Consider the following 24,492-nt stretch of genomic DNA (forward strand, 5'->3'; position numbering starts at 1 on the left):
GAACGTTATACATGAACAAGTCACAATCCGATCAGATCCGCCAGAATGTTCGCCAGGCCTACAGCGAAGTTGCCGAAGCCAGCAACGAAGGTGCGTGTTGCGGTGAAGCCGCGTCCTGCTGCGGTGTTTCGGAAGACGAACAGATCAACGCGCTGATTTCAACCCGACTGGGCTATTCGCAGGATGACATTGACAGCGTGCCAGGCGGTGCCGACATGGGCCTTGGTTGCGGTAACCCGGCGGCCATTGCCAGCCTGAAGCCCGGTGAAGTGGTAGTGGATCTGGGTAGCGGTGGTGGCTTCGATGCCTTTCTCGCCGCGCAGGAAGTCGGTGTGGAAGGACATGTGATCGGCATTGACATGACCCCGGCCATGCTCAGCAAGGCACGCAGCAATGCGGAAAAAGGCGGTTTCAGCCAGGTTGAGTTCCGTCTCGGCGAAATCGAGCACCTGCCCGTTGCCGATGCAACGGTTGACGTCATTATTTCAAACTGTGTGATCAACCTGTCCCCCGACAAACCACAGGTGTTCCGCGAAACCTGGCGGGTACTGAAGCCCGGTGGGCGACTGGCCATCTCCGATGTCGTTGCCAGCACCGAACTGCCGGAATCCATGCGTAACGATCCCTATTTGCATTCAGCTTGCGTGGCGGGTGCGTCACGGGTCAGTGAACTGGAAAACTGGCTGAAAGCCGCAGGCTTTGAACAGATCTCGATTCAGCCGAAAGATGAATCACGGGACTTCATCAAGGACTGGGCACCGGGCCGGGGCATTGAGGATTACGTGATTTCCGCAACGATAGAAGCGCTGAAACCGGTCTCAGTCTGAAACACTGTCCTGACGGTTGGTCAGGGTGTCGATCAGGGCGCAGCTTGCACCGTCCACCTCGCTCTGACGACAGGCATCGATCATACGACTGAGCGTCGCGTGCAGGCGTTGCAGATCATGAAGCCGTGCATCCACCCGTTCGCGCTTCTGTTCGGCCATGAGGCGAGCGGTACGGCAACAACCGTCATTGAGTTGCAGCAGTTCAGCGATTTCTTTCAGCGAAAAACCCAGTTCCTGTGCGCGTTTGATAAAGTGAATACGTGAAACGACCTGTTGTGGATAACGCCGGTATCCCTGAGCCGGTCTGGGGGGTTCGTGCAACAGGCCGATGCGCTGGTAGTAGCGTATCGTTTCAACATTGACTTCGGCTCGCTTTGCCAGGGCACCGATTGTCAGACTGTCATCCTCTGCACGCATGCCGGCGAGTGTACTCGCGCATACTGCATGATCCAAGTCCGGCACCGGGACATCCCGGTGCCGGGCATTGCCGTGTTACGAACCAAACGCGTTACGCAGGTATTCAACGACATTACGCAGATCGCCATCCGTCAGCGCAGCGTTCCCGCCTCGTGGTGGCATGGCCATTGGCGAACCGGGTGTCTGGTATCCATTCCTGACATTCTTCAGCAACTCGTCGTCACTCTTGCTCAGACGTCCCTTCGGGTTGGTAAAGTCGGGAACACCGGCAAAAGCCCCTTTACCGTCCGGGCCATGGCAGGCAATGCAGGTTTGCTGGTAGATGTCCTTGCCTGACATGGTACTGGCAGGTGATTCCTCGCTGCTGGCAGGCGTCACGCCTGGTGTAAAGGAAACATTGGACGTCTGCAGAAACGTCAGAATGTCCCGGGCTTCCTGTCCGGTCAGACCCGCGCGAACACGCATATGGAAAACCGTGGTCAGCCATTGATCGTCGCGCAGCTCATTGGCAGAACGGATATTATGGCAACGGGCACAGTTCTCGGCCCAGGCCCGGGAACCCTTGGCAAAGTCCCCCGGCTCCGGGTAGTCGAATGCGACTGCCGGCGCTGAAAGCCAGCAAAGTGCGGCGAAAGAGGCTGCGGCCAGGGTTGTTCTCAGCTGTTGGATTGCATGCTTTTTCATTGTCATCACTCCTTAGAAACCGTAGGCCAGTTGAGTCAGGAAGCGGTTGTCATCGGCGGGGCTTCCCTTGTCGTTGTCATTCAACTCGTAGGTAAACTTGGCCATAAAGTTATTGGTAAAGAGATAATTCAGCGCAACTGCCCACTGTTCCTGATCCTGCGTATCGACGGCAGAATCGAAATCGGTGTAACGTACGGCCGCTTCCCACTTTGTCGGAAGGAAACGATAGGCCGCCTGGGTATAGAATGATTCCCAGGTTGCAGAACCCGATGACGTCAGACCGGTATTCGCGGAACCAACACGTGTTTTGACATACTCACCCCGTATGCCCAGCGAACGGTAGGAAAAGTTGAAATCAGCACCCACCACCCGGTAATCGCGTTTTTCCTCATTCAGCGCAAGTTCCGGCAGGCCGGAGGCATCCTCAAGCTCGGTCACGGTGCCTTTACCGGTCGCGCCCGAGACACCGATTTCAAGACCCGGCATCGGCAGAATGCCAAAGCGTCCGCCATAGACCATTTCCCCGTCGCGGTCGGCTCCAAAACCTTCTGCGCGAACACCTTCAAGCCCGAATTCGGTCTGGTCTTCCGTTTCAGCATTAAACTCGGGACCATTGCCGGTATACACCGCAAAGTTGGTGCGGATACCGCCGATCGGGAAACCGCCGCGCAACTGTACGCCGGTTTCCGAGATCGGTGCCGCGCCATCATGACCGAAGCCGGGAGGTGCGGATGCCATCTTGTTGATCCAGGAAGGGTGCAGGTTCTGCCGGAACTGGCCAACCGGGCTCAGGAACTTGCCCGCCACCAGGGTAACATAGTCATTCAGGAAAAAGTCGACGGTGAGGTATTCGAGGCCAACCTCTGTACTCCCGTCATCCTCAAGCCCGAATTCAAGTTCCGATTCCAGCATCACCATGTCACGGTACTGGAAATGGAAAATCGGCGAAAAGGTCCCAATCGTAAAGCTCCCATCTTCGCCCTCTGTCTTTATATAATCCACGTCGGCATAACCGGCCATATGGATCAGGGTGTTCGGCGCTGTCCACTCGCTGGCCGCGGCCGCCTGTTTCTCGACCCGTGCCAGATCAGCCCGGGTTACACTGGACCTCTCCTGTTCATCGAGCTGTTTCTGAACCTGCTCCAGTTGTTTCTTCAGCGCTTCCACTGTCTCTCTCAGTGAATCGGGATTATCGGCGGAATAGACTGGCAACGGAAGCGAGGCAACGCACAGGGCGAGTGCAAGCGGTTTCAGTTTCATGAGAGTCTGTTTCATCGGTCTGTCTCCCTGTTCGCCCCCGGCTTGACTGCTGTTCGGGGACGGGTTGATGTTGTGTTGTTATGCCGGCCATACATGGCGGCAAAACAGTACCACGAGGTATTGCTCAAATGTCAGATATATCTTGTCTGACGCTGTAGCAGGGAGGATGCAGCAGAGGCTGCGGATTCAGACCGGAGAGACGGTCCCTGTTATGAAGGTTAGAAAATTCTGTGAGAGTTGCCACACTATAAACAAGGGGATTGACTGGCAAGCTGGTAATAGTCCCGGCCGTCATGCAAGAACTGCCACAGGTTTGATCAATACAGAGATCACCACAGCAAGGATCCTGTTCCTTGTGGTCAGCGAGCTTGTGCATCCCTGTTGCGTGACTTCCCTGAGTGGTCGGGGATACGGATTCACTGCGCTCGCAGTTGCCAGCGAAGGCGGCATGCATCAGCGACAGCGGAGATGCCGACAGCGCGATAATCACCAACCAGTTTAAAAGATTCCGCATGGCTACACTCTGAACCAACCCGTAACATTCTACAACCGGGGGTCAGGCTATTGGACTGCGCTACAGGGTGCCTTGACCTGAATCAATTTCCTGCGTGCTGGTTCGCAGCAGGCACCAGGGCAGGCCCCTGGCGCCAGTATGCTGCAGATCCACAGCACAGATGAATGGCACCAGGTTAAGCCTTAAATCCCGTCATTCCCGCGCAGGCGGGAATCCAGGAAGCTTGATCAAACCGCCTGGATCCCGGCCTGCGCCGGGATGACAGTGGTGATTTCGACTTAACTTAGTGCCATTCCATGCACAGATCAATCGCGGGAGATCCTGCCCGATCGAATCTGGTAGCCACGCCAGATCATGAAGGCGGCGGGTATGATCAATAATGTCAGGATCGTGGCACTGATCATGCCGCCAACCATGGGGGCTGCAATACGGCGCATGACTTCCGATCCGGTGCCGGTACCGAGCATGATCGGCAGCAGACCGGCGATGATCGCGGCCACGGTCATCATAATGGGGCGTACACGCATCAGTGCACCTTCAATGATTGCCTCGCGCAGCTCCTTCATATCGACAGATCGCTGTTCGCGCCATGCCACTTCCTGGTGACGCCGATAGGCCTGGTTCAGGTAGACCAGCATGATGACGCCAATCTCCACCGATACACCGGCAAGCGCAATAAAACCTACGCCAACTGCAACCGAAATATCGTAATTCAGGAAATACAACAGCCAGATGCCGCCAACCAGCGCCAAAGGCAGTGTGCCGAGGATAATCAACACCTCGGTGAAGCGCTGGAAGTTCAGGTACAGCAGTAACACGATAATACCCAGCGTGACGGGGATGACGGTGGCCAGTTTCTGTTTGGCACGCTCCATGAACTCGTACTGCCCGGACCAGTTGAGTGAGTAACCGGCCGGCAGGTCGAGCTGCTCGGCAACGACCTGTTTGGCCTCCTTGACATAGGACCCCAGATCACGATCCTGGATGTCGATATAAATCCAGCCATTGAGCCGGGCATTCTCACTCTTTATGACACCCGGGCCGCCAACAATTTTAACGTCCGCGACATCACCCAGCGTTATCTGGGCACCTTCCGGTGTGCGTATGGGCAGTTCCGCCAGCTTGACCTCGGAATCGCGGACCGAGCGCGGGTAACGCAGGTTGACCGGGTAGCGTTCCAGGCCCTCGATACTCTCGGTCACATTCATGCCACCCACGGCAGTACTGACAATCTGCTGCACGTCGGCGATATTGAGTCCGTAACGCGAGGCGGCTGTACGGTTGATGTCCACCAGCACGTAACGGCCACCCACCACGCGTTCGGAAAATACCGATATGGTGCCTGGCACAGGCGTCAGGATACGCTCGATATCCTTGCCGATCTCCTGGATCACCGCCAGATCGGGGCCTGCCACCTTGATACCGACCGGTGTCTTGATACCGGTTGCCAGCATATCGATACGGTTCTTGATCGGCATGACCCAGGCGTTGCTCATGCCGGGAACTTTCACCAATGCGTCCAGCTCACGACGCAGCTTGTCCATGGTCATGCCTTCTCGCCATTCATCCAGCGGCTTGAGCTGGATGGTGGTTTCGATCATGGTCAGCGGCGCCGGGTCAGTCGCCGACTCGGCACGCCCGACCTTGCCGAATACCCGCTTGACCTCGGGAACGGTGGCAATGAGTTTATTGGTCTGCTGGATGATTTCCTGTGCCTTGCCAATGGAAACGGCCGGGAAGGTACTCGGCATATACAGCAAGTCCCCCTCATTGAGGTCGGGCATGAATTCGGACCCCAGGCCGTCTTCCAGCGGCCACAGCCCCGTCAGCGGCCACAGCATGGAGGCGGCCGCCAGGGTGGAAACCAGCACGATGGTCTTCGGCATGGCAAGCACCTTGTCGATGACCGGGCGGTAACCGGCGATCAGGAGCCGGTTTACCGGGTTCTTATCCTCGGCAATGATCTTGCCGCGAATGAAATACCCCATGAGCACGGGCACCAGCGTGATCGACAGGCCGGCTGCCGCTGCCATGGCATAGGTCTTGGTGAAGGCCAGTGGCGCAAACATGCGACCCTCCTGGGCTTCCAGGGTGAACACCGGCAGGAAGCTCAGCGTGATAATCAGCAGTGAGAAGAACAGTGCGGGGCCGACCTCGGCCGCCGCCTTGGCGACAATCTCCCAACGGTTCTCCTCCGTTATCGTTTCGTTCTCCATGTGTTTATGCATGTTCTCGATCATGACGATGGCCGCATCCACCATGGCGCCAATCGCAATAGCGATACCCCCCAGCGACATGATGTTGGCATTGATCCCCTGCATATGCATAACGATGAAAGCCACCAGGATGCCGACGGGAAGGCTGAGCAACACCACCAGCGCTGAACGGATGTGGAACAGGAATATCGCACACACCAGGGTGACAACGATAAATTCCTCGACCAGTTTTTCCTTCAGGGTATCGATGGCGCGTTCAATCAGGCCGGATCGGTCATAGGTCGGGACAATCTCGACACCGTCCGGCAGGCTGGCCTGCAGGGTTTTCAGTTTTTGCTTCACACCTTCAATCGTCGTCAGCGCATTCTCACCCCAGCGCATGATAATCACGCCGCCAACCACTTCACCTTCACCATCCAGTTCGGCGATACCACGGCGCATTTGCGGGCCAAGGCGGATCTCGGCAATATCTTCCAGCAATACCGGTGTGCCGTTGGCATTCATGCCCAGCGGGATCTCGCGAAGCTGTTCAAGCCCCTGGATGTATCCAGTGGCGCGCACCATGTACTCGGCTTCCGCCATTTCGATAACCGAGCCACCGACTTCCTGGTTGCCGCGTTGAATAGCGCGTTTTACCTTGTCGAGCGAGATACCGTAGGCGCGCAGGCGATCCGGGTCGACAACAACCTGGTACTGCTTGACCATGCCGCCGATGGTTGCGACCTCGGAAACCCCGGGAACGGTCTGTAATTCATATTTCAGGAACCAGTCCTGGATGCTGCGCAACTGGGAAAGATCATGCTGCCCGGTCCGGTCGACCAGGGCGTATTCATACACCCAGCCGACACCCGTGGCATCCGGCCCCAGTGCCGTTGTGGCATTGGCGGGCAAACGGCTTTGCACCTGGCTGAGATACTCCAGTACACGGGAACGCGCCCAGTACAGGTCGGTGCCATCCTCGAACAGGATGTACACGAAGGAATCCCCGAAGAAGGAATAACCGCGCACCGTGGTTGCCTTGGGTACCGACAGCATGGTGGTCGTCAGCGGATAGGTGACCTGGTCTTCCACCACCTGTGGCGCCTGGCCGGGGAAGCTGGTCTTGATGATGACCTGCACGTCAGACAGATCGGGCAGAGCGTCCAGTGGTGTGTTCTTCAGTGAATAACTGCCCCAGGCCACCAGGCCCAGCGTCATCAGCAACACCAGGAAACGGTTCCTGACCGACCAGTGAATGATATTTGCAATCATGAGCCAAGTCTCTTGAGTGATTGTGTCGTCATGGCGTCGTGCTTATTCAACGACGCTGATCGAATCGATGGTGTAGTTCCCCTGATCGTCTTTCTTCAGCATGAAGTGCACCTTCGACCCGGGTGAAAGACCCTCCAGGCTGGCGTTATCGTTCAGGTTGAAGTCCATCGTCATTTCGGGCCACCCGAGCGCCTCTATCGGTTCATGGGAAATATTCAGTCGACGCTCGTCGGCAAAGATCTCGTTGACCACTCCCATGCCCATAGCGGGTCCCTCGACGGCACTGTTATCGTTGTCATCCGAGCCCATGCGGCTGAAGCTGGCGCGCAGGCTGGCTTCGGAATCGATCAGGAACTGAGCGGAGGTCACCACCTTCTCGCCTTCCTTCAGGCCTTCGAGAATTTCCACCCATTCGCCACTTTCCATACCGGCAACAACCGGCACGGCGCGGAAACGCCCGTCGCCCAGCGAAAGCACCACACGCTGTGCATCGCTGCCCTTGATCAGGGCCTCACGCGGAATACTCAGCACATTGTCTTTCGGGCCGGCATAAATGCGCACATCGGCGTACATGTCCGGTTTGAGCATTTCACCCGGGTTGTCGAAGCGCAACCGCGCCTGCAGGGTGCGGGTCCTGGGATCAATGGTGGGATAAACAAACTCGACATTGCCCTCCCAGGTGCGGCCGGGAAGATAACCCAGCCGCACTTCGGCCGGCTGACCGGCAGCCACCCAGTCTGACTGGCGTTCAAAGACATCGACCAGCAGCCATATCGAGGACAGGTCGGCCAGTGTCATCACTTCCGTGCTGGGTTTGACGTACATGCCTTCACGCACATTGAGGTTATGCACGATACCGTCCTGGCTGGCCAGTATGCGAACCTGCTGGAAGGCACGACGTTGCTTCGCGACTTCGCGGATTTGCTGTCTGCTCATACCCAGTGCTTCCAGGCGTTCCCTTGAAGCACGTCTCAGGTAATCATTACTGCCACGTAATGACTGAATGTACTCTTCCTGTGCGTTGACCAGTTCACGGGAGTACAGCTCAAACAGCACATCGCCTTTTTTGACACGCTCACCGTTGGACTTGATGGTGAGCTTGTCGATCCAGCCATCGGTGCGCAGGTGGACATGACTGAGTTTGCGCTCGTCGAACGCGACATAACCCACCGCCTCGATCAGGCGCCAGAGTTTTCCACGCTTGACCTCGGCGGTTCTGACACCGAGGTTCTGTACCATGACCGGGTTGATCCTGACAATATCGCCCTCGTTCCCGTCGTCTGCATAGACCGGAACCAGGTCCATGCCCATGGGTGACTTGCCGGGCTTGTCGCGGCGGTAGTTGGGGTCCATCGGCGCCACCCAGTAAAGAATCTCCTTGTCTTCCCCGGCCGAAACCGGCATTGACGTCAGGGCTGAGGCAAGTGTTGCTGCAAACAGTGCAAGCCAGAACAAGCCCATGCCGCCATCTATGCTATTCAGTACACTGGATGCCGGCCTGCGCCGGCATGACGAATTAAACAGATTCATGGATTCTCTCCCGGGTTGTTCATGGCGTCGGCGTTTTTGGCGACAAGAAACAGCAGGCCTGCTGCAGCTTTTGCACGATCGACGCGAATACGGATATCCTGCAGGCGCACGTCCAGTTCCATCAGTCGCGCCCGCATCAGGGTGGTGAATTCGTTGATGCCGTTCTGGTAGGACGACAGTGCCGCGTCAGCATTATCGTGCGACTCACGCAGCAGCTTTTCGCGGTACAGGACTTCCAGTTCACCCAACCGTTTCCAGCGGGCATATTCAGCATCCAGCATGCGCCGTAACTCACGCAGACGCCGTTCGCGTGCCTGTATGGCAGCGTCGGCCAGTGACTGACGGGCGGCCAGCTGTTTGTCCTGCCGCTTTTCTGTGAACAGGGGCAGATCCAGCGTCACCATGGCGGCCATCATGTCATCGCGTGAACTGCCGTCCGGGTTGTCACCGAAACGTTTGCGGTACTCGACACCGACATTGAAACCCGGCTTGTATTGTTCACGCGCCACCTTGACCATCTGTTGTTGTGACGCTACACGCGCACTGGCTGCCGCAATCGCGGGGTGCGATATGAGTCCGGCCTGAAGCTGTTCCCGGTCGGGCAGGGCAGGCAGACGCGGGAAGCTTTCATCGATGGGTGACCAGGCGCGTTCGCCCAGCCAGCGACCGAGCCTGGCACGCTGTATATCAGCCTGTTTCCGGATACGGGTGGCACGGTCATCGAGGCGGGACAGCTCCAGCTGCGCCTGCAAAACGTCCTGCTGGCTGACACGTCCGCTGGCAAAGTGCGAGCGCGTGATTTCGACCAGCTGCCTGAACAGGTCGCGCGACTGTTCCACAATCCCGGCGGCGCGCTGCTGGTAGAACAACTCCAGCCAGGCCTGGCGGACATCGCGTTGTATCTCCAGCCGGGTGTTCTGCGTCATGGCGTCTTCCGCCCTGCCCATCCACTCGGTACTGCGCTGGCGGTATTCCAGTGAGTTTCCGCGTGGAAATGCCTGGCGAATACCGGTACGCAGCTGAGTAGTCGGCTCACGGCTGATACTGAAATCGTCCACCGGCACATTCCACATACCCAGCACCAGTTTTGGATCCGGTAACTGGCCGGCGGCAACCGCCTGCTCGCGCAGTGCTTCGGCGCGCGCCCGGCTGGAGATGACGGCCGGGTCTTCCGCCAGCGCCAGTTGTTCAGCCTCGGCGAGGGTCAGGACAGATGCAGCCTGCAAACTGCCTGCGAACAGCCACAGTGTAAACAACAGTAGCGTTTTCTTGAAACGACACACAAACATGCCGGTAGCTCCCAAAGTGAGTCAAAACAATACACAACGCGCGTGCGCGTGCATCAGATTACGATCAGGGAACGACTATACAGGGGGGCGAAGCGGAGGGGGTGTACTGTGTGACAACAGACCGGCACTCAGGCCGGCGGTGTGGTTTGCGCTGTCATAATCCAGCACCTCCAGCGCAGATGGCTGGATCAGTGACAAACCGTGACCCGTCGAGCAGTCATGACTGGCGCAGTTGTGATCATCACAGCTGTCGTCCCTGCAATGTGCACAATCGGACATGGCCGGGTTGTCTGCGGTATGAACATATTGAACATCCCCGACTGCATTGCCGTTGTCCCTGACCATCGTCATGCAATCTCCCGGGCCGGCAACTGATGCTGCCACGTCCAGAGCAGCGAACGGCGACAGCGTCAGCAGCAGGGAAATCAACAAAGACAAAAGGTTACGGCTCAACATGGCGTCATAGTATAGGTGATGTCAGGGCACACGGAAAGTGTGACCCGCTAAATTCCGTTAAGTTCATATTCGCTTGATCGGCCGGGATCAGGAAAACTGCATCCACTCACGATGCAGAAGGCGTGGCAGGGAATCTCTGTAGCAGCTGGTCGATCAGTGCGCGGTGTTCGCCATGAAGAGGAAACACGGCATAACTCTTGAGTGAAATTTCCGGGGCTTCGGGCACACGCCACAATTTGCCCGCCGCAATATCGGCTGCCACCAGTGTTGTCGGCAGGTAGGCAGAGCCACCACAACTCTCGATGAGCCCCAGCGCGATACTGCCCACGTTAGCGCGTACCGCAGCAATAGGCCGTTGCGGGAAATAACTTTCGTGCAGGCTGGTGAACGATGTCCCCCAGTCAACCCGGATATAACCTTCAGCCAGTGCGCGATCCACCGGCATGTCCCGTTCGGTCGACACCATCACCATGGTTACATCACGCACTTCCTGAACGATCATGTCACGCAGTCGCGGTGGCTCGAATAAAAACCCCAGGTCAATGACGCCCTGTTCGAGTTTCTGCACAATACGTTTCGAGGAGGCAGACTCGGCACGTAACCCGATCAGCGGGGCACTGCAGTGGATTTCATTCAACCAGTCCTGCAGGTAAATTTCCCACAGGCTGGCCAGTCCGCCGATGATCAGTCGTTTGTTTACCTGTTCGCTGAGTGCGATTTCTTCATGCGCGCGCTCCCACGCGCCTACAATAAAACGCGCATGTCGCTCGAAACGCTCACCGGCAGGGGTCAGGCTGACTTTCTGCCGGTCGCGGCGAAACAGCGACAGACCCAGCGTGTGCTCCAGTTGTCGGACACGGGCGCTGACGGCAGAAGGGGAGACGTACAGGTTTTCCGCCGCCTTGCGGAAATTTCGCATGCGGCCCACTTCGAGAAAGGTTTTAAGCTGTTCCAGATCCATAGGCTGTGTGCAATAATTTTGTTCAAACCGGCCAGTTAAATTCGCTTCTCAGTATACAGGGAGTTGGATAGCATGCGCGCCTCCCTTCGGGGGCTTCACAAAATATTAACAAGGTGCCGCATCAAGAAGATTCGGTAAGCAACTGTTATGACTGAAAACAAATCGACATTCACGCGCCGACAGGCGATTGCAGCCGTGATCTTCCTGGCACTTGCACTGGGACTGACCAGCGTAACGCCCAGCATTGAAATTGCCTGGGTGACCGGTCTGCTGGTTCTCACCATCTATTTATTTGTGTTTGAAGTCGTCGGTGTTGATGTTGCCGCGTTGAGTGTCCTGGTGCTGTTGGGACTGACCTCGCTGTTCGCGCCCGTCATGGGACTTGAGCAGGGCCTGGTCGATACCCAGAAAATATTCAATGGTTTCGCCAGTAACGCGGTCATGTCGATCATTGCCGTCATGATCATTGGCGCCGGGCTGGACCGGACCGGCCTGATGAGCAAGGTCGCCACCTTTATACTGAAAGTAGGTGGCACCACCGAGACGCGCATCATCCCGATCATTTCCAGTACTGTGGGCATCATCTCCTCGTTCATGCAGAATGTTGGCGCCGCAGCGCTGTTCCTGCCGGTGGTCAGCCGTATCTCCGCGCGTTCCGGTTTGCCGCTGTCACGTCTGCTGATGCCCATGGGCTTCTGCGCGATTCTTGGCGGCACAGTCACCATGGTCGGTTCATCCCCGCTGATCCTGCTCAACGACCTGATCCTGACATCCAACGAAGCCCTGCCTGCCGATCAGCAAATGGAAGTCTGGTCACTGTTCTCGGTCACACCTGTCGGCCTGGCGCTGGTTGTCACGGGTATCCTTTATTTCGTGATTGCAGGCCGTTTCGTACTGCCGGTAACCCAGACCGACAATGGCACCAAAGCCGCCAACACCATGGACTATTTCAAGGACGTCTACGGTATCAACTACGAGTTGTTCGAAATTGTAGTGCCAGAAGACAGTCCGCTGGTGGGCAAACAACTCGATGACGTCGAGTCTTCCTACCGTATCCGCATTATTGCCAGCAAACGCTCCGGACAGGAAAGCCTGGTTGGCCCGAACGGCCTGGCGCGTGACACCAGGATCGAACCCGGCATGGTGCTGGGTATTGTGGCCGCGGAAAAGAATATCAAGAATTTTGTTGAGAAGTACGGCCTGAAATTGCGCAATGAGTTGCGCACTTTCACAGAATCACTGTCATCGGCCAAGGCCGGTATTGCAGAAATTGTTATCCCGCCGGGCTCCCAGCTGATCGGCAAGAGCGCGCGCGATATATGGATGCGCAAAACCTATGGCCTGGCGCTGGTGGCGCTGCACCGTAACGGTGAAACCCTGCGCGAAGGTGATAACATCCGCGAGCTGCCCTTTGAAGCCGGCGATACGCTGGTGGTACACACGGCCTGGAATGCACTGGCGCGTCTCGAGAAAGACCGCAACTTCGTTATTGTGACAACCGAATATCCTCACGAAGATGTACGTCCGCAAAAGGTCGGCTGGGCCGGCCTGTTCTTTGCCATCGCCCTGACGCTGGTTCTGTTTACAGACCTGCGTCTGTCGATAGCCCTGCTGACCGGCGCGGTGGGTATGATTCTGTCCGGCGTCATCAAGATCGAGGAAGCCTATGAGGCCGTGTCCTGGAAAACCGTGTTTCTGCTCGCCAGCCTGATTCCGCTCGGCCTGGCCGTTGAGACGTCGGGCACTGCCAAGTGGATTGCAGAGCAAACGCTGTCTGTTGTCGGCGACATGCCGATCTGGGTTATCCAGACAGCTGTTGCCGCACTGGCCACCTTTTTTACGCTGGTCATGTCCAATGTGGGTGCCACGGTATTGCTGGTGCCTCTGGCTGTGAATATCGCCATCGGCGTCGGCGCAGACCCGGCACTGTTTGCCCTGACAGTCGCCATTGCGACATCCAACTCTTTCCTTATTCCGACCCACCAGGTGAATGCACTGATCATGGGGCCGGGCGGCTACCGTGTACCGGACTTCGTTCGCGCCGGTGGTATCATGACCATTCTGTTCCTGATCGTCTCCATGGTCATGATGAACCTTGTCTTCTAGTATAGAAAAGGAAAAACGGATGTCCCGTCGAACTGTCTGCACTGTATTCCTCACCACACTGTTCACACTGCTGCCTGCATTGGTACTGGCCAGTGCCGGGGAGGGGGGTACACACGCACGCCTGGACCTGACCAGCAGCGCCATTGGCTACGCGGCACTGGTCATCTTCGTGTTTGCCTATGCGCTGGTCATCGGCGAGGAATTCCTGCACCTGCGCAAATCCAAGCCGGTTATCATTGCCGCAGGCCTGATCTGGGGCATTATCGGCTGGGTTTACACCAGCCACGGCATGTCGGAAATGGCGGAAGATGCGGTTCGCCACAACCTGCTGGAATACGCCGAGTTGATGCTGTTCCTGCTGGTGGCAATGACCTATATCAACGCCATGGAAGAACGCCTTGTGTTTGATTCGCTACGTGCCTGGCTGGTCCGCAAGGGGTTTGGTTTCCGTCAGTTATTCTGGATGACCGGCGTGCTGGCGTTCTTTATTTCACCGGTGGCAGACAACCTGACCACGGCCTTGCTGATGTGTGCTGTGGTGCTTTCCGTCGGTGGCGACAACCTGCGCTTTGTGACACTGGCCTGTATCAATATTGTCGTCGCCGCAAATGCCGGCGGTGCTTTCAGTCCGTTTGGCGACATCACCACGCTGATGGTCTGGCAGAAAGGCATGGTGGATTTCTGGACCTTCTTTGCGCTGTTTATTCCTGCTGTCGTGAATTTCGTGGTGCCTGCTTCCATTATGCATTTTGCCATTCCGCGCGAGCAGCCCGTGGCCTCCGGTGAAATCATAAACATGTACCGTGGCGCCCGGCGGATTATCGCACTGTTCCTGCTTACGATTATTACCGCCGTCAGCTTCCATAACTTCCTCGGGCTGCCACCGGTTATCGGCATGCTGACCGGTCTGGGTTACCTGCAGTTTTTTGGTTTCTATCTCAAGAAGACCCACTACAAACGCATTGAAAGCCGGGCAACCGAACAGGTGCACAACGGTCAGCTTGGCGATGTTGTGCCTTTTGACGTATTCAGCAGGGTCGCGCGCGCCGAGTGGGACACGTTGCTGTTCTTCTACGGCGTAGTGCTGTGTGTAGGTGGCCTGGGTTTTCTCGGTTACCTGGGTATGGCGTCTGAAATCATGTACAACGAATGGGGGGCAACCAGCGCCAACATCGCCGTCGGCATCCTGTCCGCCATCGTCGATAACATCCCGGTGATGTTTGCGGTGTTGACGATGAGTCCGGACATGTCGACCGGGCAGTGGCTGCTGGTAACATTGACCGCCGGTGTGGGTGGTTCGCTGCTGTCCATCGGTTCGGCCGCCGGCGTGGCGCTGATGGGACAGGCGCGAGGCAAATACACCTTCTTTGGTCACCTGAAATGGACGCCGGTTATCGCGCTCGGTTATGCGGCGAGCATCTGGGTGCATATGTGGGTAAACGCGGCGTATTTCTGAGGCGATGGACAGCGGCCTGTGCTGGTGTTAACGGCTGGGTAAGTATTTACATGGCCTGACCCCCCTAGTACTATCTACGCAAAGTCTGATTGATTCATCATCCCGGCGTTCGTCATCCCGGCCTGCACCAGGATGACGATTTCGAATGAATCAGAGCTTCACTACATAATATCTATCGGGTCTTTCACTCGAGACCGTGCTGCAAACGGCACGCGTGGAGTATTTCGAGCTCCAGACAGGCTGAAAAAGGAATTCGCCTCGGCTGAAACAGGGACGAGGAGACGATTTCTTGTATCAGTGCTGCGAAAACACCTCTGCGCTATTCAGACAGCTTACCGAGCATGTACTGGGTTCGGACGGCTCACCCGACGCTATCTCCCGTCTTTTGCAGCATCTTGTTGTGACGCTCGGCGCCAGTCGGGCCTGTTTTTTCAATTTGTATCCTTTCGATGGCTACCAGGAATGGCATTCTTCAGAAGGCGCCTGCAGGGGTGGCGTCGAACCCTCCCGGGCACTGAGCGATATCATTGCATCGAGAGACTGGGAAACCGTTGTGACGTCAGGCCAGGACTCCATTCAGTTACCGGGCGTTGCGGGAATGCTGCTGCTCATTCCTGTGACCCAGCGCGATCGTTGTACTGCCTGCCTGGGCATCGAGGCTGCGGAGGCAGACGGCGCCTGGCCCGGTGCGACAATACATCTGCTGGGAACGCTGGCGCTCATACTTGGCGAACACCTTGAACATCGCAGACTGGAACACAGGCTGAATGAGATCAACGACAGACTGGCCCTGACAGAGAAGCTGAGCAACATCGGGATGTGGGACTGGAATATCAGGACCGGTGAGCTGCGCTGGTCAGACACACATGCTCCGCTGTTCGGGCTACCCGCAGATACAAAACCGGGTCACGAACAGTTTGTGCAAACGGTACACCCCGAAGATCGCGATGGTGTAGAGGAGGCCATCCGCCAGTGTATCGAAGAGGACACTCTCTGCCGCCATGAACACCGGATTGTCCGACAGGACGGTTCAGAGCGCTGGATCAGAGTCAATGCCTTCCCGGTTCGCGATAAAAAGGGTAAAGTATTCCGGGTTGCCGGACTGGCGGAGGATATTACCGATCAGCGCAATGAACAGGCACGCCATCAGCAAAGGGAATACCGGCAACGCGAAGCGCTGGTCCGCGAAGTGCATCATCGCATCAAAAATAACCTGCAGGGGATTCTGGGGCTGCTGCGCCAGGAACTTGGTGAGCATCCTGCCCTGGAGAGCATCATGGAAAATGCCATCGCCAGGGTTCGTTCGATCGCGATCATACACGGCCTGCAGAGCCAGGGGGAAAACGGCGAAATTTATCTGTGCGAGATCGTCGAAGCTATCGTGCATGCGGTGAGGAACGTTCAGGGGAAATCCATCGACCTGAAGCTGGAAGCGGAAGTCGATCCACCCTTGAAGATCCTGCCGGAAGAAGCTGTCCCGGTGGCACTGATCCTGAACGAATTGCTGACCAATGCCATCAAGCATGCGCAACAGGGTTATAATGACATCCACACCCATGTTGCATTCACCACACAACACGACAGGGGCATGATCGAGATCAGTAATTCAACAACATCAACCCTGAAGGATATCGATATAGCGAGCGGTAAAGGACTGGGTACCGGGCTGGAACTGGTCCGCTCGCTGCTGCCGCACGATGGCGCAAGCCTGGATATTCGCTACGTGGACAAGCTCAACCGGGTAAGAGCCAGGCTTGAACTCACGGCGCCCATTATCATGCCCGCCTGCCCGGATGATCGACCGCCTGTTTTTGAACAAACAACAATAAAGTGATACTTCAACTGCCTGCTATGCAGGTTGACAGAAACACACCATCACAAGTGAAATATAATCAGGAGGAAAAACTGAAAATATGAGCAATACAAAGATACTGATTGTTGACGATGACCGTCTGGTACTGGCAACGCTATCCAGTGGTCTGGAAAAAGCCGGCTATGGTATAACGTCGGCAACGGGAGGAAAGGAGGCTCTCGCGTTGATCGAGAAAGAGGAGTTTGAGCTTGTCATCCTGGATATCCGCATGCCGGATATTTCAGGTACAGACGTATCATCCATACTCAATGCAAGAAATATTCCTTTCCTGGTTCTGACAGCCTACTCCGACACAGCACTCGTCGAGGCTATGGTGGACAATGGTGCGCTCGGTTATCTGATCAAACCCATCGATATAGAAGAGATCATTCCTGCGATAGAGGCCGCCCTGAAACGTTCCAGGGAAATCAGCCAGCTGAAGGAAAGCGAGCACAACCTGCGCTATGCCCTGGAAAGCGACAGGAATACCAGCAAGGCCGTCGGTATACTGATGGAGCGCTACCGGCTGACCGGGAAAGATGCTTTTCAGGTGCTGAGAATGCACGCGCGATCACAACAGAGAAAACTGGCCGAAGTTGCCCGTGAACTGGTTTGCGCCGAGAATACGCTTAATGATGCATCGTTAAATCCTGTTCTCAAAATACACCAGCCCTAGAAACATGAAAAAATGCACGTTCTGCCGTAAATAGCAATATTCGCCCGCCCGATCACTGCGGGGAACCTTCCAGGGGCCTCATCCCAGCCCGCTTATCAACAAGACACAACCTGTTTGCGTAACACAGGAATATACACTGTGCACCAGGGAAAACCGATATGCCAGAAACACGGAACATGACTGCAAGCTGCTCGGTCGGCGATATCGATCTGTACAAATTCCTGCGCGTGATCGAGCAAAGCGCAGAACTGGTTATGATCACCGATGCCAATGGCATCATTGAATATGTGAACAAGTCCTTTGAAATAGCAACCGGTTTTCACCAGGATGAAGTAACGGGCAAAACACCGCGAATCCTGAAATCCGGTTTACAGGATCCAGCATTCTACCAGCGGTTATGGAAGGCACTCCGCTCGGGGCAGGTGTTCAGTGACGTCGTTATCAATCGTCGCAAGGACGGTACCCTGTATTACGAAGAAAAAATTATCACCCCTTTCCGTGATCAGGACACGATGGAGGTCACTCATTTTATATCCACAGGCAGGGACATCACGCAACAGGTCAACACTGACAGCAAGCTCCGTAAAATCATTAACTACAACCCCCTGACGGGATTACCCAATCGTTTCCTGCTGAAAGAACGTTTCGAACACGCGATCATTACGGCGGACAAATACAACAACTCCCTGGTACTGGTTGTCCTTGATCTGGACAGATTTCATAAGCTGAACGATACACTGGGGCATGAGGCGGGGGATTTTATTCTGAAGCAACTTGGCGACAGGTTGCAGAAACTGACAGGCAATAACTGTATTCTCGCCCACCTCGGCAGTGACGTGTTCTCTCTCGTTCTTGAGGCCGGCACAATGGCCGGAAGAATACCTGACTGGATACAGGGTCTCTTTGAAATTTTTACGGCACCCTTCGTGCTGGATGACAGGGAAATTTACTGTTCTGTCGCACTGGGGATCAGCCTCTACCCGCAGGACGGGAAAGACGTATCGACCTTGCTCAGAAATGCAGAAACTGCCATGTACCGGGCCAAGAAACTGGGGCCAAACAGTTACCAGTTTTATACCGCGGATATGAACGTGCATGCTGTACAACAATTCGAAATGGAGTCAGCCCTGCGCAGAGCCCTGGAACGCAACGAATTCAGGCTGCATTACCAGCCACAGGTCGATATCGCTAGTGGAGCAGTGATTGGCGTCGAGGCTTTGCTGCGCTGGGAAAATGAAAAACTGGGGCTGGTGATGCCCGCTGAATTCATACCCCTGCTCGAAGAAACCGGCATGATTACAGCCGTAGGGGAGTGGGTCATCGACACGGCATGCCAGGACCTGCGCAACTGGCGTGATGCCGGCATGAGCAACCTGCGAGTCGCGGTAAACCTGTCAGCATTACAATTCCAGGACCCCGACCTAGTTGAGATTATTGAAATCGCCGTATCGGGAAATAAACTGCCGCCCCGGGCACTGGAACTCGAAATTACCGAAAGCGTTGTCATGCAAAACCAGCAATACACGACCCGGCAATTAAAAACCCTGAACGACAAGGGATTCCGCCTTGCCATTGATGATTTCGGAACGGGGTATTCTTCCCTGAATTATCTAAAACATTTTCCGGTCCACACACTGAAGCTCGCGCAGCCGTTTGTGCATGGTGTACCGGAAGACCCGGGAGATGTCGCCATAACACGTGCGGTTATTGCACTGGCACATAACCTGGGGCTTGAAGTTGTTGCCGAAGGCGTTGAGTCGCTCGCACAGCTGGGCTTTCTGGAAACTGAAAACTGCGACCTTGTTCAGGGCTATCTCTGGAGCCGGCCTCTGCCTGGAGATGAACTGGCCACATTACTCAGTAGTGGCACAATCTTTCGCCCATGACGTGATCGTGACACCTACAACGACTCGTCCAGAATAACACCTAAGGAAGGTCTGATTAGTTCGTCATCCCGGCGCAGGCCGGGATCCAGGGTGTTGAATGTTCTGGATTCCGGCCTGCGCCGGCATGACGATTTCGAATGAATCAGAGCCTCTCTAACCTGCACAGCAGGACAATTGCGTAACGTCCTTGCTGAACGTTTGCGCGCAGAGTTTAATTCCTTCAACCATGGTCAGGTAAGGGAACAACTGCCCGGCAAGATCCGCAACCGTCATCCGGTTGCGGATGGCCAGTACCGCTGTCTGGATCATTTCACCAGCCTCCGGGGCCAGGATATGCGAACCGATCAGGCGGCCGCTGGTCTTTTCTGAGACAAGCCTGATAAAACCACGGGTATCGAAATTAGCCAGCGCGCGCGGGACGTTCTCAAGATCCAGCGTACGGGATTCGGTTTCAATTCCCTGGTCGTTTGCCTGCTGTTCTGTCAGGCCCGCAGTCGCCACAGCCGGTTCAGTAAATACCACGGCCGGCATGGCCGTCAGGTCCAGTACGGTATCTCCACCCGTCATGTTAATGGCCGCGCGCGTGCCGGCGGCCGCGGCAACATACACATACTGCGGCTGGTTGGTACAATCACCGGCTGCATAAATGTGTTCTTGCGTGGTACGCATGCGATCATCTATCCGTATTGCACCGTTGCGATCGGTCTCGACACCGGCCTTGTCGAGATCCAGTCGGTCAATATTCGGACTGCGCCCTGTTGCCACCAGCAGCTGGTCGCACTGAATTTCGCCGACAGCGGACGACAGAACAAACTGTGTTCCGTTATGTTCCACTGAATCCGGCAGGGTATGCAATAACACCCTGGCGCCTTCTTCCTCGAATACCCTGACAAGTCCTTCGCCAAGCGCATGGTCTTCCTTCGACAAAAACACGCTGCGCGCCATGACGGTGACCTTTGCTCCGAGACGCAGGAACGCCTGGGCCAGTTCAAGCGCAACCACTGAACCACCGATGACAACCAGGTGTTCGGGAACCTGCTCGGCAACAAGGGCTTCTGTTGAAGTCCAGAAGGGTGTTTCTTTCAGACCGGGGATATCCGGAACAGCAGGGCGGGCACCCGTAGCCAGAAGGATACGATCGGCTGTTACCGTTTTCCCGCTGCCATCGGACTGGGCCACCATCAACGTATTTCTGTCCCTGAAGCGCGCCCGGCCGTGAACCAGGTTAATACCGGGGTTTGTCTCCAGAATGCTTTCATATTTGGCGCGCCGCAGCGCCTCAACACGGGCCTGCTGTTGCCTGACCAGTGCGCCACGATCAACCTGCGGCTGGCTCAACGGTATGCCTGCAAAGGCATGGTGTGCCTGCAGGTGTACAATATGTGCAGCACGAATCATGATCTTGGACGGCACACAGCCGATGTTGACACAGGTTCCACCGATCACATCGGCCCCTTCGATGACCGTTACCCGAGCACCTTCCTCAACGGCTTTTGTCGCTGCTGCGAAAGCCGCCGAACCAGTACCAACAATCGCAATATGCAACGCTTCTTCAGTGTGTTGATCACTCACCTGGCTCAACTGTCCTTTGGCTTTCATCAGCACGCTGGATTCTAATGTCCGTACCCAGGTACAGAGTCAAGCTGTCTGAGTGCGATTAAATATAATATACGCATAATGTATATTATGTTAAATAATGAAGTAACGACTCAATCAAGCCAAACCGGTACAATCACCTGCGCGCATAAAACAACAACATATTATGGCTAATTCAGGCACAACCGGGCGGATAACTGGCACCTTCATGATCGCGGTGTTGTGGCTGCAATTCGCTATGCCTGTTCATGCAGAAACCCCTCTCACAAAACCTGCTTACATCACCTTCGGCTTCCTGCCCATTGTCAGCCCTGAACGGCTGGTAAAACGTTTTGCGCCGTTGACCGATTACCTGTCGCGTAAGACCGGTATAGAGGTTCGCATGGAAACGGCGCCGGATTTCCAGACCTTTGTGCAGCGCACTCAGCACGAGCAACGCTATGACATCCTGTTTACTGCGCCACACCTCTATTACCTGGCACACAGGGAACGCGGATACCGGGCGCTGGTGCGTGTCGATCGCCCCGGTATGCAGGCCGTTATTGTGGCGCCGAGACAGCGTGGCATCGGCACGGTTGAAGATCTGCGCAACCACCGCCTGGCCACCACAGATCCGCTGGCATTGGCGACGGTTCTGGTTCGTGCGCAACTTGAGGCGGCCGGCATTGATCCGGATACAGACCTGCAGCTGATCCCGACACCGAGTCACAATGCCTCTCTGCTGTCTACCTACCGTGGCGCCACCGATGCAGCGGCCCTGATACTCCCGCTGTTTCTCCGCGCCAGCCCCGAAATCCGTGACTCGATGCGGGTTATCACCAAAACCCGCATGGTGCCTCACATGCCGATTGCAATTGCGCCCTGGGTCGACACGGTTATGGCTGAACGCATTGGCAGGATCCTGACGACACTGGGTGAATCTGCGCAAGGACGTGATCTCCTCACCCATCTGGCCTGGCCGGGTTTTGTACCTGCGAGTGAGGCGGAATACGCCAGGCTCGGCTGGATCGCCCGGGCAGTCAGGGTGGATTGATGCTGCCGGTATCTCCACTTCGTTCCTTGCGTGTACGACTTATCGTAGGTGTCGTGCTGATTGAAATTGTCATGCTCTCGATACTGGTCTGGAGCAATCTCGTGGTCATCCGGCAGGCGCACGGTGACCGGCTGCGCGACAGTGCCGACAGTATCCTCGAACAGATCACCACGACCACCGGCAGCTACCTGGTCGAGGTCGACTATGCCACGCTGGAGGAATACCTGCGCAACATCGCCAATCATGATGAACTCACCTATCTGGTGGTGCTGAACAGGGACCGGCAACCGGTCGTGTCACTCGGCACCTTGCCAGTCGAAGAATGGCCGGCGACTGAAACCGACCCCCTGTCGGTGACAGACGGCACACTGGACATGGCCGGCGACATCCGCATCGGCGGCAACCTGATGGGCCAGGTCAGGCTGGGATTTTCACTGGATCTGATGCAACAATCGATCGAGGCGGCGAAACTTCGCAGCATCGTTATCGCTGGCACGGAAATCATACTGACCATCCTCCTTACTGTATTCTTCGGCGTGCGCCTGACGCGCCGCATGGGCAAACTCGCCAGTGCCGCACAGCGTGTAGGTGCCGGTGATTACAGTGTCGAGGTGGAGGCAGGAAGCGCGGATGAAGTTGGCATGACGGCACGGGCTTTCAACCGCATGGTGGCAGAAGTTTCCCGCCGCACACGGCGCTTGCAGGAAACGCTTGCCCGCGAACGCGTTATCGAGGAAACATCCATCGACGGCATGATTACCTACGATGCACAGTGTCGTATCCTCTCGGCCAACCCGGCCATGACACAGTTATTCGGGTATTCGCAACCTGAGCTGGTCGGTGAACTGACGACTCGCCTGCTGAATGACGTCGCTGCGTCCGAATGGACAACGGTCACTGCTTCCCGCCTTGAAGCCACCGGACTGCGCAAGGATGGCAGTCGCTTCCCGCTTGAGTGGTATGCAGGCAAGGTCGATATCGACGGCGAACCCCTGTTTGCCGCGACCCTGCACGATATCACCGAACGCAAGCAGGCAGAGCAGGAATGCAGAATCCTGCTGGAAGGCAATCGTTTCCTGATTCACAAGTCACTTGCTGTTCAGGAAGAGGAACGCCGCAACCTGGCGCGTGAGCTTCATGATGAACTGGGACAATGCACAACGGCCATACAGGCTGACGCGGAAATCATCCACGAACTCTCCCGGCAGCGCGACACCAGGATCGAGACCAGCGCGCGCGCTATCCTGGATGTTTCCGCGCGCATCTACGATGTTGTACATTCCATGATGCAAAGACTGCGCCCCAGCGTACTGGATGACCTGGGACTGGTCGCGGCGCTGCAGGAGGAAATCGATGCCTGGCGAAATCGCCACCCGGACACCAATTGTCAACTGATTACCGCCGGGGGACTCTCCACCCTGGGAGAAGCGATTAACATTAGCGTGTATCGTATTGTCCAGGAAAGCCTGACCAATATCGCCCGGCATGCGCACGCCAGTGAAGTGGTGATTCATTTAGGCTGCACAGCAGACGATGATACCCCTCACCTTCTGCTTTCTATCAGTGATAATGGCAAGGGAACAGAGCCGGACATGCGTGGCCGTGGACTGGGGCTGATTGGCATGCGGGAACGCATTGAAGCGCTGAATGGATCCTTTACCATACACTCTGCGCCCGGTGAAGGCATGACGATCGAGACCTGTATTCCTGTGTCGAAAGAAACCGTAGCGTGACAATGAACAAGCTAAGTGTCCTGCTGGCAGACGATCACGAAGTGGTGCGTGCAGGCTACCGCCGCCTGTTCGAAAGCACCGAAGACATCGACGTGGTCGCCGAAGCCACCGACGGCGAACAGGCCTACCAGTTATATATGGAATACCGGCCAGGTGTTGTCGTTATGGATCTCACCATGCCGGGCATTGGCGGCCTGGATGCCTGCCGGCGCATACTGGCGCGCGACCGCAACGCCCGCATCCTGGTGTTCAGTGTGCATGAAAACGAGATATTCCTGAACCGGGCACTGGATCAGGGCGTACTCGGCTACATCTCCAAACGCAATGCCTCCCGGGTCATGATCGAGGCGGTTCGCTGTGTTGCCCGTGGCGAGTTGTTCATCGGGCAGGAGATGATGCCGTTCCTGGTCAAGCGTCATGCCTCGCGGGACAATCAGCAGATTGCCGGCCTGTCGCCACGCGAGTTTGAGATCTTTCGGCTGCGTGCCGATGGCAGGAGTGTGAATGAAATTGCCAAACTGCTTAATCTCAGCCCCAAGACAGTCGGACACCACAACACCAGTGTGAAACAGAAACTGGGTATCAGTAATGATGCCGAACTGACCCGGCTGGCCATTCGCCTGGGGGTAATAGACCCCTGACCCATCCGTTAAAAAGCGTCATTGCGATGCCTCGACCCGAAAGGGTGAGGTACTCGCAATGAAGATATTTTCTTTAATTACATGGCATTAAAATATATTATTAAACCT

At 56.1% G+C, this 24,492-nt stretch carries 18 protein-coding genes; 9 read left to right on the plus strand and 9 right to left on the minus strand.

Annotated elements, in window-relative coordinates:
• Window positions 1-11: 11 nt before the first annotated feature.
• The gene (locus tag ACW81B_RS03465; protein ID WP_491578818.1) at window positions 12-827 is read left to right on the plus strand and encodes an arsenite methyltransferase; all 816 of its coding nucleotides are present in this window, start codon (window positions 12-14) and stop codon (window positions 825-827) included.
• Here the strand turns inward: ACW81B_RS03465 and ACW81B_RS03470 are convergent.
• The 8 genes from ACW81B_RS03470 to ACW81B_RS03505 form a co-directional block, all read right to left on the minus strand.
• Entirely contained in the window at window positions 819-1,280 is a 462-nt protein-coding gene (locus ACW81B_RS03470; protein WP_491578819.1) for a MerR family transcriptional regulator, read from the minus strand. The two genes, ACW81B_RS03465 and ACW81B_RS03470, sit on opposite strands and share 9 nt — an antisense overlap.
• A gap of 39 nt (window positions 1,281-1,319) precedes the next feature.
• A complete protein-coding gene (locus tag ACW81B_RS03475) occupies window positions 1,320-1,928 on the minus strand; it encodes a cytochrome c5 family protein (RefSeq protein WP_491578820.1) in 609 nt (202 codons plus the stop codon).
• A gap of 12 nt (window positions 1,929-1,940) precedes the next feature.
• Window positions 1,941-3,203: a porin gene (locus ACW81B_RS03480; protein ID WP_491578821.1), complete on the minus strand. Its 1,263-nt coding sequence runs from the start codon at window positions 3,201-3,203 to the stop codon at window positions 1,941-1,943.
• An 804-nt stretch (window positions 3,204-4,007) separates the two neighbouring features.
• On the minus strand, window positions 4,008-7,169 hold the full coding sequence (locus ACW81B_RS03485) for an efflux RND transporter permease subunit (RefSeq protein WP_491578822.1): 3,162 nt from the start codon (window positions 7,167-7,169) through the stop codon (window positions 4,008-4,010).
• 42 nt (window positions 7,170-7,211) lie between these two features.
• Window positions 7,212-8,699, minus strand: a complete 1,488-nt coding sequence (locus ACW81B_RS03490; protein WP_491578823.1) for an efflux RND transporter periplasmic adaptor subunit — start codon at window positions 8,697-8,699, stop codon at window positions 7,212-7,214.
• Complete coding sequence (locus tag ACW81B_RS03495) at window positions 8,696-9,988, minus strand: TolC family protein (protein ID WP_491578824.1); 1,293 nt, start codon at window positions 9,986-9,988, stop codon at window positions 8,696-8,698. Before ACW81B_RS03495 ends, ACW81B_RS03490 begins: the two co-directional genes overlap by 4 nt.
• Before the next feature lie 75 nt (window positions 9,989-10,063).
• On the minus strand, window positions 10,064-10,339 hold the full coding sequence (locus ACW81B_RS03500) for a hypothetical protein (RefSeq protein WP_491578825.1): 276 nt from the start codon (window positions 10,337-10,339) through the stop codon (window positions 10,064-10,066).
• A 211-nt stretch (window positions 10,340-10,550) separates the two neighbouring features.
• Window positions 10,551-11,405: a LysR family transcriptional regulator gene (locus ACW81B_RS03505; RefSeq protein ID WP_491578826.1), complete on the minus strand. Its 855-nt coding sequence runs from the start codon at window positions 11,403-11,405 to the stop codon at window positions 10,551-10,553.
• 147 nt (window positions 11,406-11,552) lie between these two features.
• Here ACW81B_RS03505 and ACW81B_RS03510 point away from each other — a divergent pair, with 147 nt between their 5' ends.
• The 5 genes from ACW81B_RS03510 to ACW81B_RS03530 all read left to right on the plus strand — a co-directional run bounded on the left by ACW81B_RS03510 (window position 11,553) and on the right by ACW81B_RS03530 (window position 19,381).
• Window positions 11,553-13,511: an SLC13 family permease gene (locus tag ACW81B_RS03510; protein ID WP_491578827.1), complete on the plus strand. Its 1,959-nt coding sequence runs from the start codon at window positions 11,553-11,555 to the stop codon at window positions 13,509-13,511.
• 19 nt (window positions 13,512-13,530) lie between these two features.
• Entirely contained in the window at window positions 13,531-14,967 is a 1,437-nt protein-coding gene (gene nhaD, locus ACW81B_RS03515) for a sodium:proton antiporter NhaD (RefSeq protein WP_491578828.1), read from the plus strand.
• 289 nt (window positions 14,968-15,256) lie between these two features.
• Complete coding sequence (locus tag ACW81B_RS03520; protein ID WP_491578829.1) at window positions 15,257-16,801, plus strand: sensor histidine kinase; 1,545 nt, start codon at window positions 15,257-15,259, stop codon at window positions 16,799-16,801.
• 79 nt (window positions 16,802-16,880) lie between these two features.
• A complete protein-coding gene (locus tag ACW81B_RS03525; RefSeq protein WP_491578830.1) occupies window positions 16,881-17,495 on the plus strand; it encodes an ANTAR domain-containing response regulator in 615 nt (204 codons plus the stop codon).
• Window positions 17,496-17,653: 158 nt separating this feature from the next.
• Entirely contained in the window at window positions 17,654-19,381 is a 1,728-nt protein-coding gene (locus ACW81B_RS03530; protein ID WP_491578831.1) for a putative bifunctional diguanylate cyclase/phosphodiesterase, read from the plus strand.
• Between the two features lie 153 nt (window positions 19,382-19,534).
• Here the strand turns inward: ACW81B_RS03530 and merA are convergent, their stop codons facing one another.
• Window positions 19,535-20,980, minus strand: coding sequence for a mercury(II) reductase (merA, locus tag ACW81B_RS03535; RefSeq protein WP_491578905.1), 1,446 nt, complete (start codon window positions 20,978-20,980; stop codon window positions 19,535-19,537).
• 235 nt (window positions 20,981-21,215) lie between these two features.
• On the opposite strand from merA, the gene ACW81B_RS03540 reads away from it, so the two are divergent.
• Genes ACW81B_RS03540 through ACW81B_RS03550 form a run of 3 tightly spaced genes read left to right on the plus strand, consistent with a single transcriptional unit; the run spans window position 21,216 to window position 24,384 of the window.
• Window positions 21,216-22,010 carry a phosphate/phosphite/phosphonate ABC transporter substrate-binding protein gene (locus ACW81B_RS03540; RefSeq protein ID WP_491578832.1) on the plus strand — a complete coding sequence of 265 codons (795 nt, stop codon included), beginning with the start codon at window positions 21,216-21,218 and terminating at the stop codon, window positions 22,008-22,010.
• A complete protein-coding gene (locus ACW81B_RS03545; RefSeq protein ID WP_491578833.1) occupies window positions 22,010-23,743 on the plus strand; it encodes a PAS domain S-box protein in 1,734 nt (577 codons plus the stop codon). The genes ACW81B_RS03540 and ACW81B_RS03545 overlap by 1 nt, the downstream gene beginning before the upstream one ends.
• A gap of 2 nt (window positions 23,744-23,745) precedes the next feature.
• The gene (locus tag ACW81B_RS03550; protein ID WP_491578834.1) at window positions 23,746-24,384 is read left to right on the plus strand and encodes a response regulator; all 639 of its coding nucleotides are present in this window, start codon (window positions 23,746-23,748) and stop codon (window positions 24,382-24,384) included.
• The last annotated feature ends 108 nt before the right edge of the window (window positions 24,385-24,492 follow it).

The sequence above is a fragment of the Thiogranum sp. genome (genome assembly GCF_058323355.1).

Bases quoted from the DNA above. Each gene is read 5' to 3' on its own strand.
- ACW81B_RS03465 (WP_491578818.1), top strand. From the start codon at position 12: ATGAACAAGTCACAATCCGATCAGATCCGCCAGAATGTTCGCCAGGCC.
- ACW81B_RS03475 (WP_491578820.1), bottom strand. From the start codon at position 1,928: ATGAAAAAGCATGCAATCCAACAGCTGAGAACAACCCTGGCCGCAGCC.
- ACW81B_RS03480 (WP_491578821.1), bottom strand. From the start codon at position 3,203: ATGAAACAGACTCTCATGAAACTGAAACCGCTTGCACTCGCCCTGTGC.
- ACW81B_RS03485 (WP_491578822.1), bottom strand. From the start codon at position 7,169: ATGATTGCAAATATCATTCACTGGTCGGTCAGGAACCGTTTCCTGGTG.
- ACW81B_RS03490 (WP_491578823.1), bottom strand. From the start codon at position 8,699: ATGAATCTGTTTAATTCGTCATGCCGGCGCAGGCCGGCATCCAGTGTA.
- ACW81B_RS03495 (WP_491578824.1), bottom strand. From the start codon at position 9,988: ATGTTTGTGTGTCGTTTCAAGAAAACGCTACTGTTGTTTACACTGTGG.
- ACW81B_RS03500 (WP_491578825.1), bottom strand. From the start codon at position 10,339: ATGACGATGGTCAGGGACAACGGCAATGCAGTCGGGGATGTTCAATAT.
- ACW81B_RS03505 (WP_491578826.1), bottom strand. From the start codon at position 11,405: ATGGATCTGGAACAGCTTAAAACCTTTCTCGAAGTGGGCCGCATGCGA.
- ACW81B_RS03510 (WP_491578827.1), top strand. From the start codon at position 11,553: ATGACTGAAAACAAATCGACATTCACGCGCCGACAGGCGATTGCAGCC.
- nhaD (WP_491578828.1), top strand. From the start codon at position 13,531: ATGTCCCGTCGAACTGTCTGCACTGTATTCCTCACCACACTGTTCACA.
- ACW81B_RS03525 (WP_491578830.1), top strand. From the start codon at position 16,881: ATGAGCAATACAAAGATACTGATTGTTGACGATGACCGTCTGGTACTG.
- ACW81B_RS03530 (WP_491578831.1), top strand. From the start codon at position 17,654: ATGCCAGAAACACGGAACATGACTGCAAGCTGCTCGGTCGGCGATATC.
- merA (WP_491578905.1), bottom strand. From the start codon at position 20,980: ATGAAAGCCAAAGGACAGTTGAGCCAGGTGAGTGATCAACACACTGAA.
- ACW81B_RS03540 (WP_491578832.1), top strand. From the start codon at position 21,216: ATGCCTGTTCATGCAGAAACCCCTCTCACAAAACCTGCTTACATCACC.
- ACW81B_RS03545 (WP_491578833.1), top strand. From the start codon at position 22,010: ATGCTGCCGGTATCTCCACTTCGTTCCTTGCGTGTACGACTTATCGTA.
- ACW81B_RS03550 (WP_491578834.1), top strand. From the start codon at position 23,746: ATGAACAAGCTAAGTGTCCTGCTGGCAGACGATCACGAAGTGGTGCGT.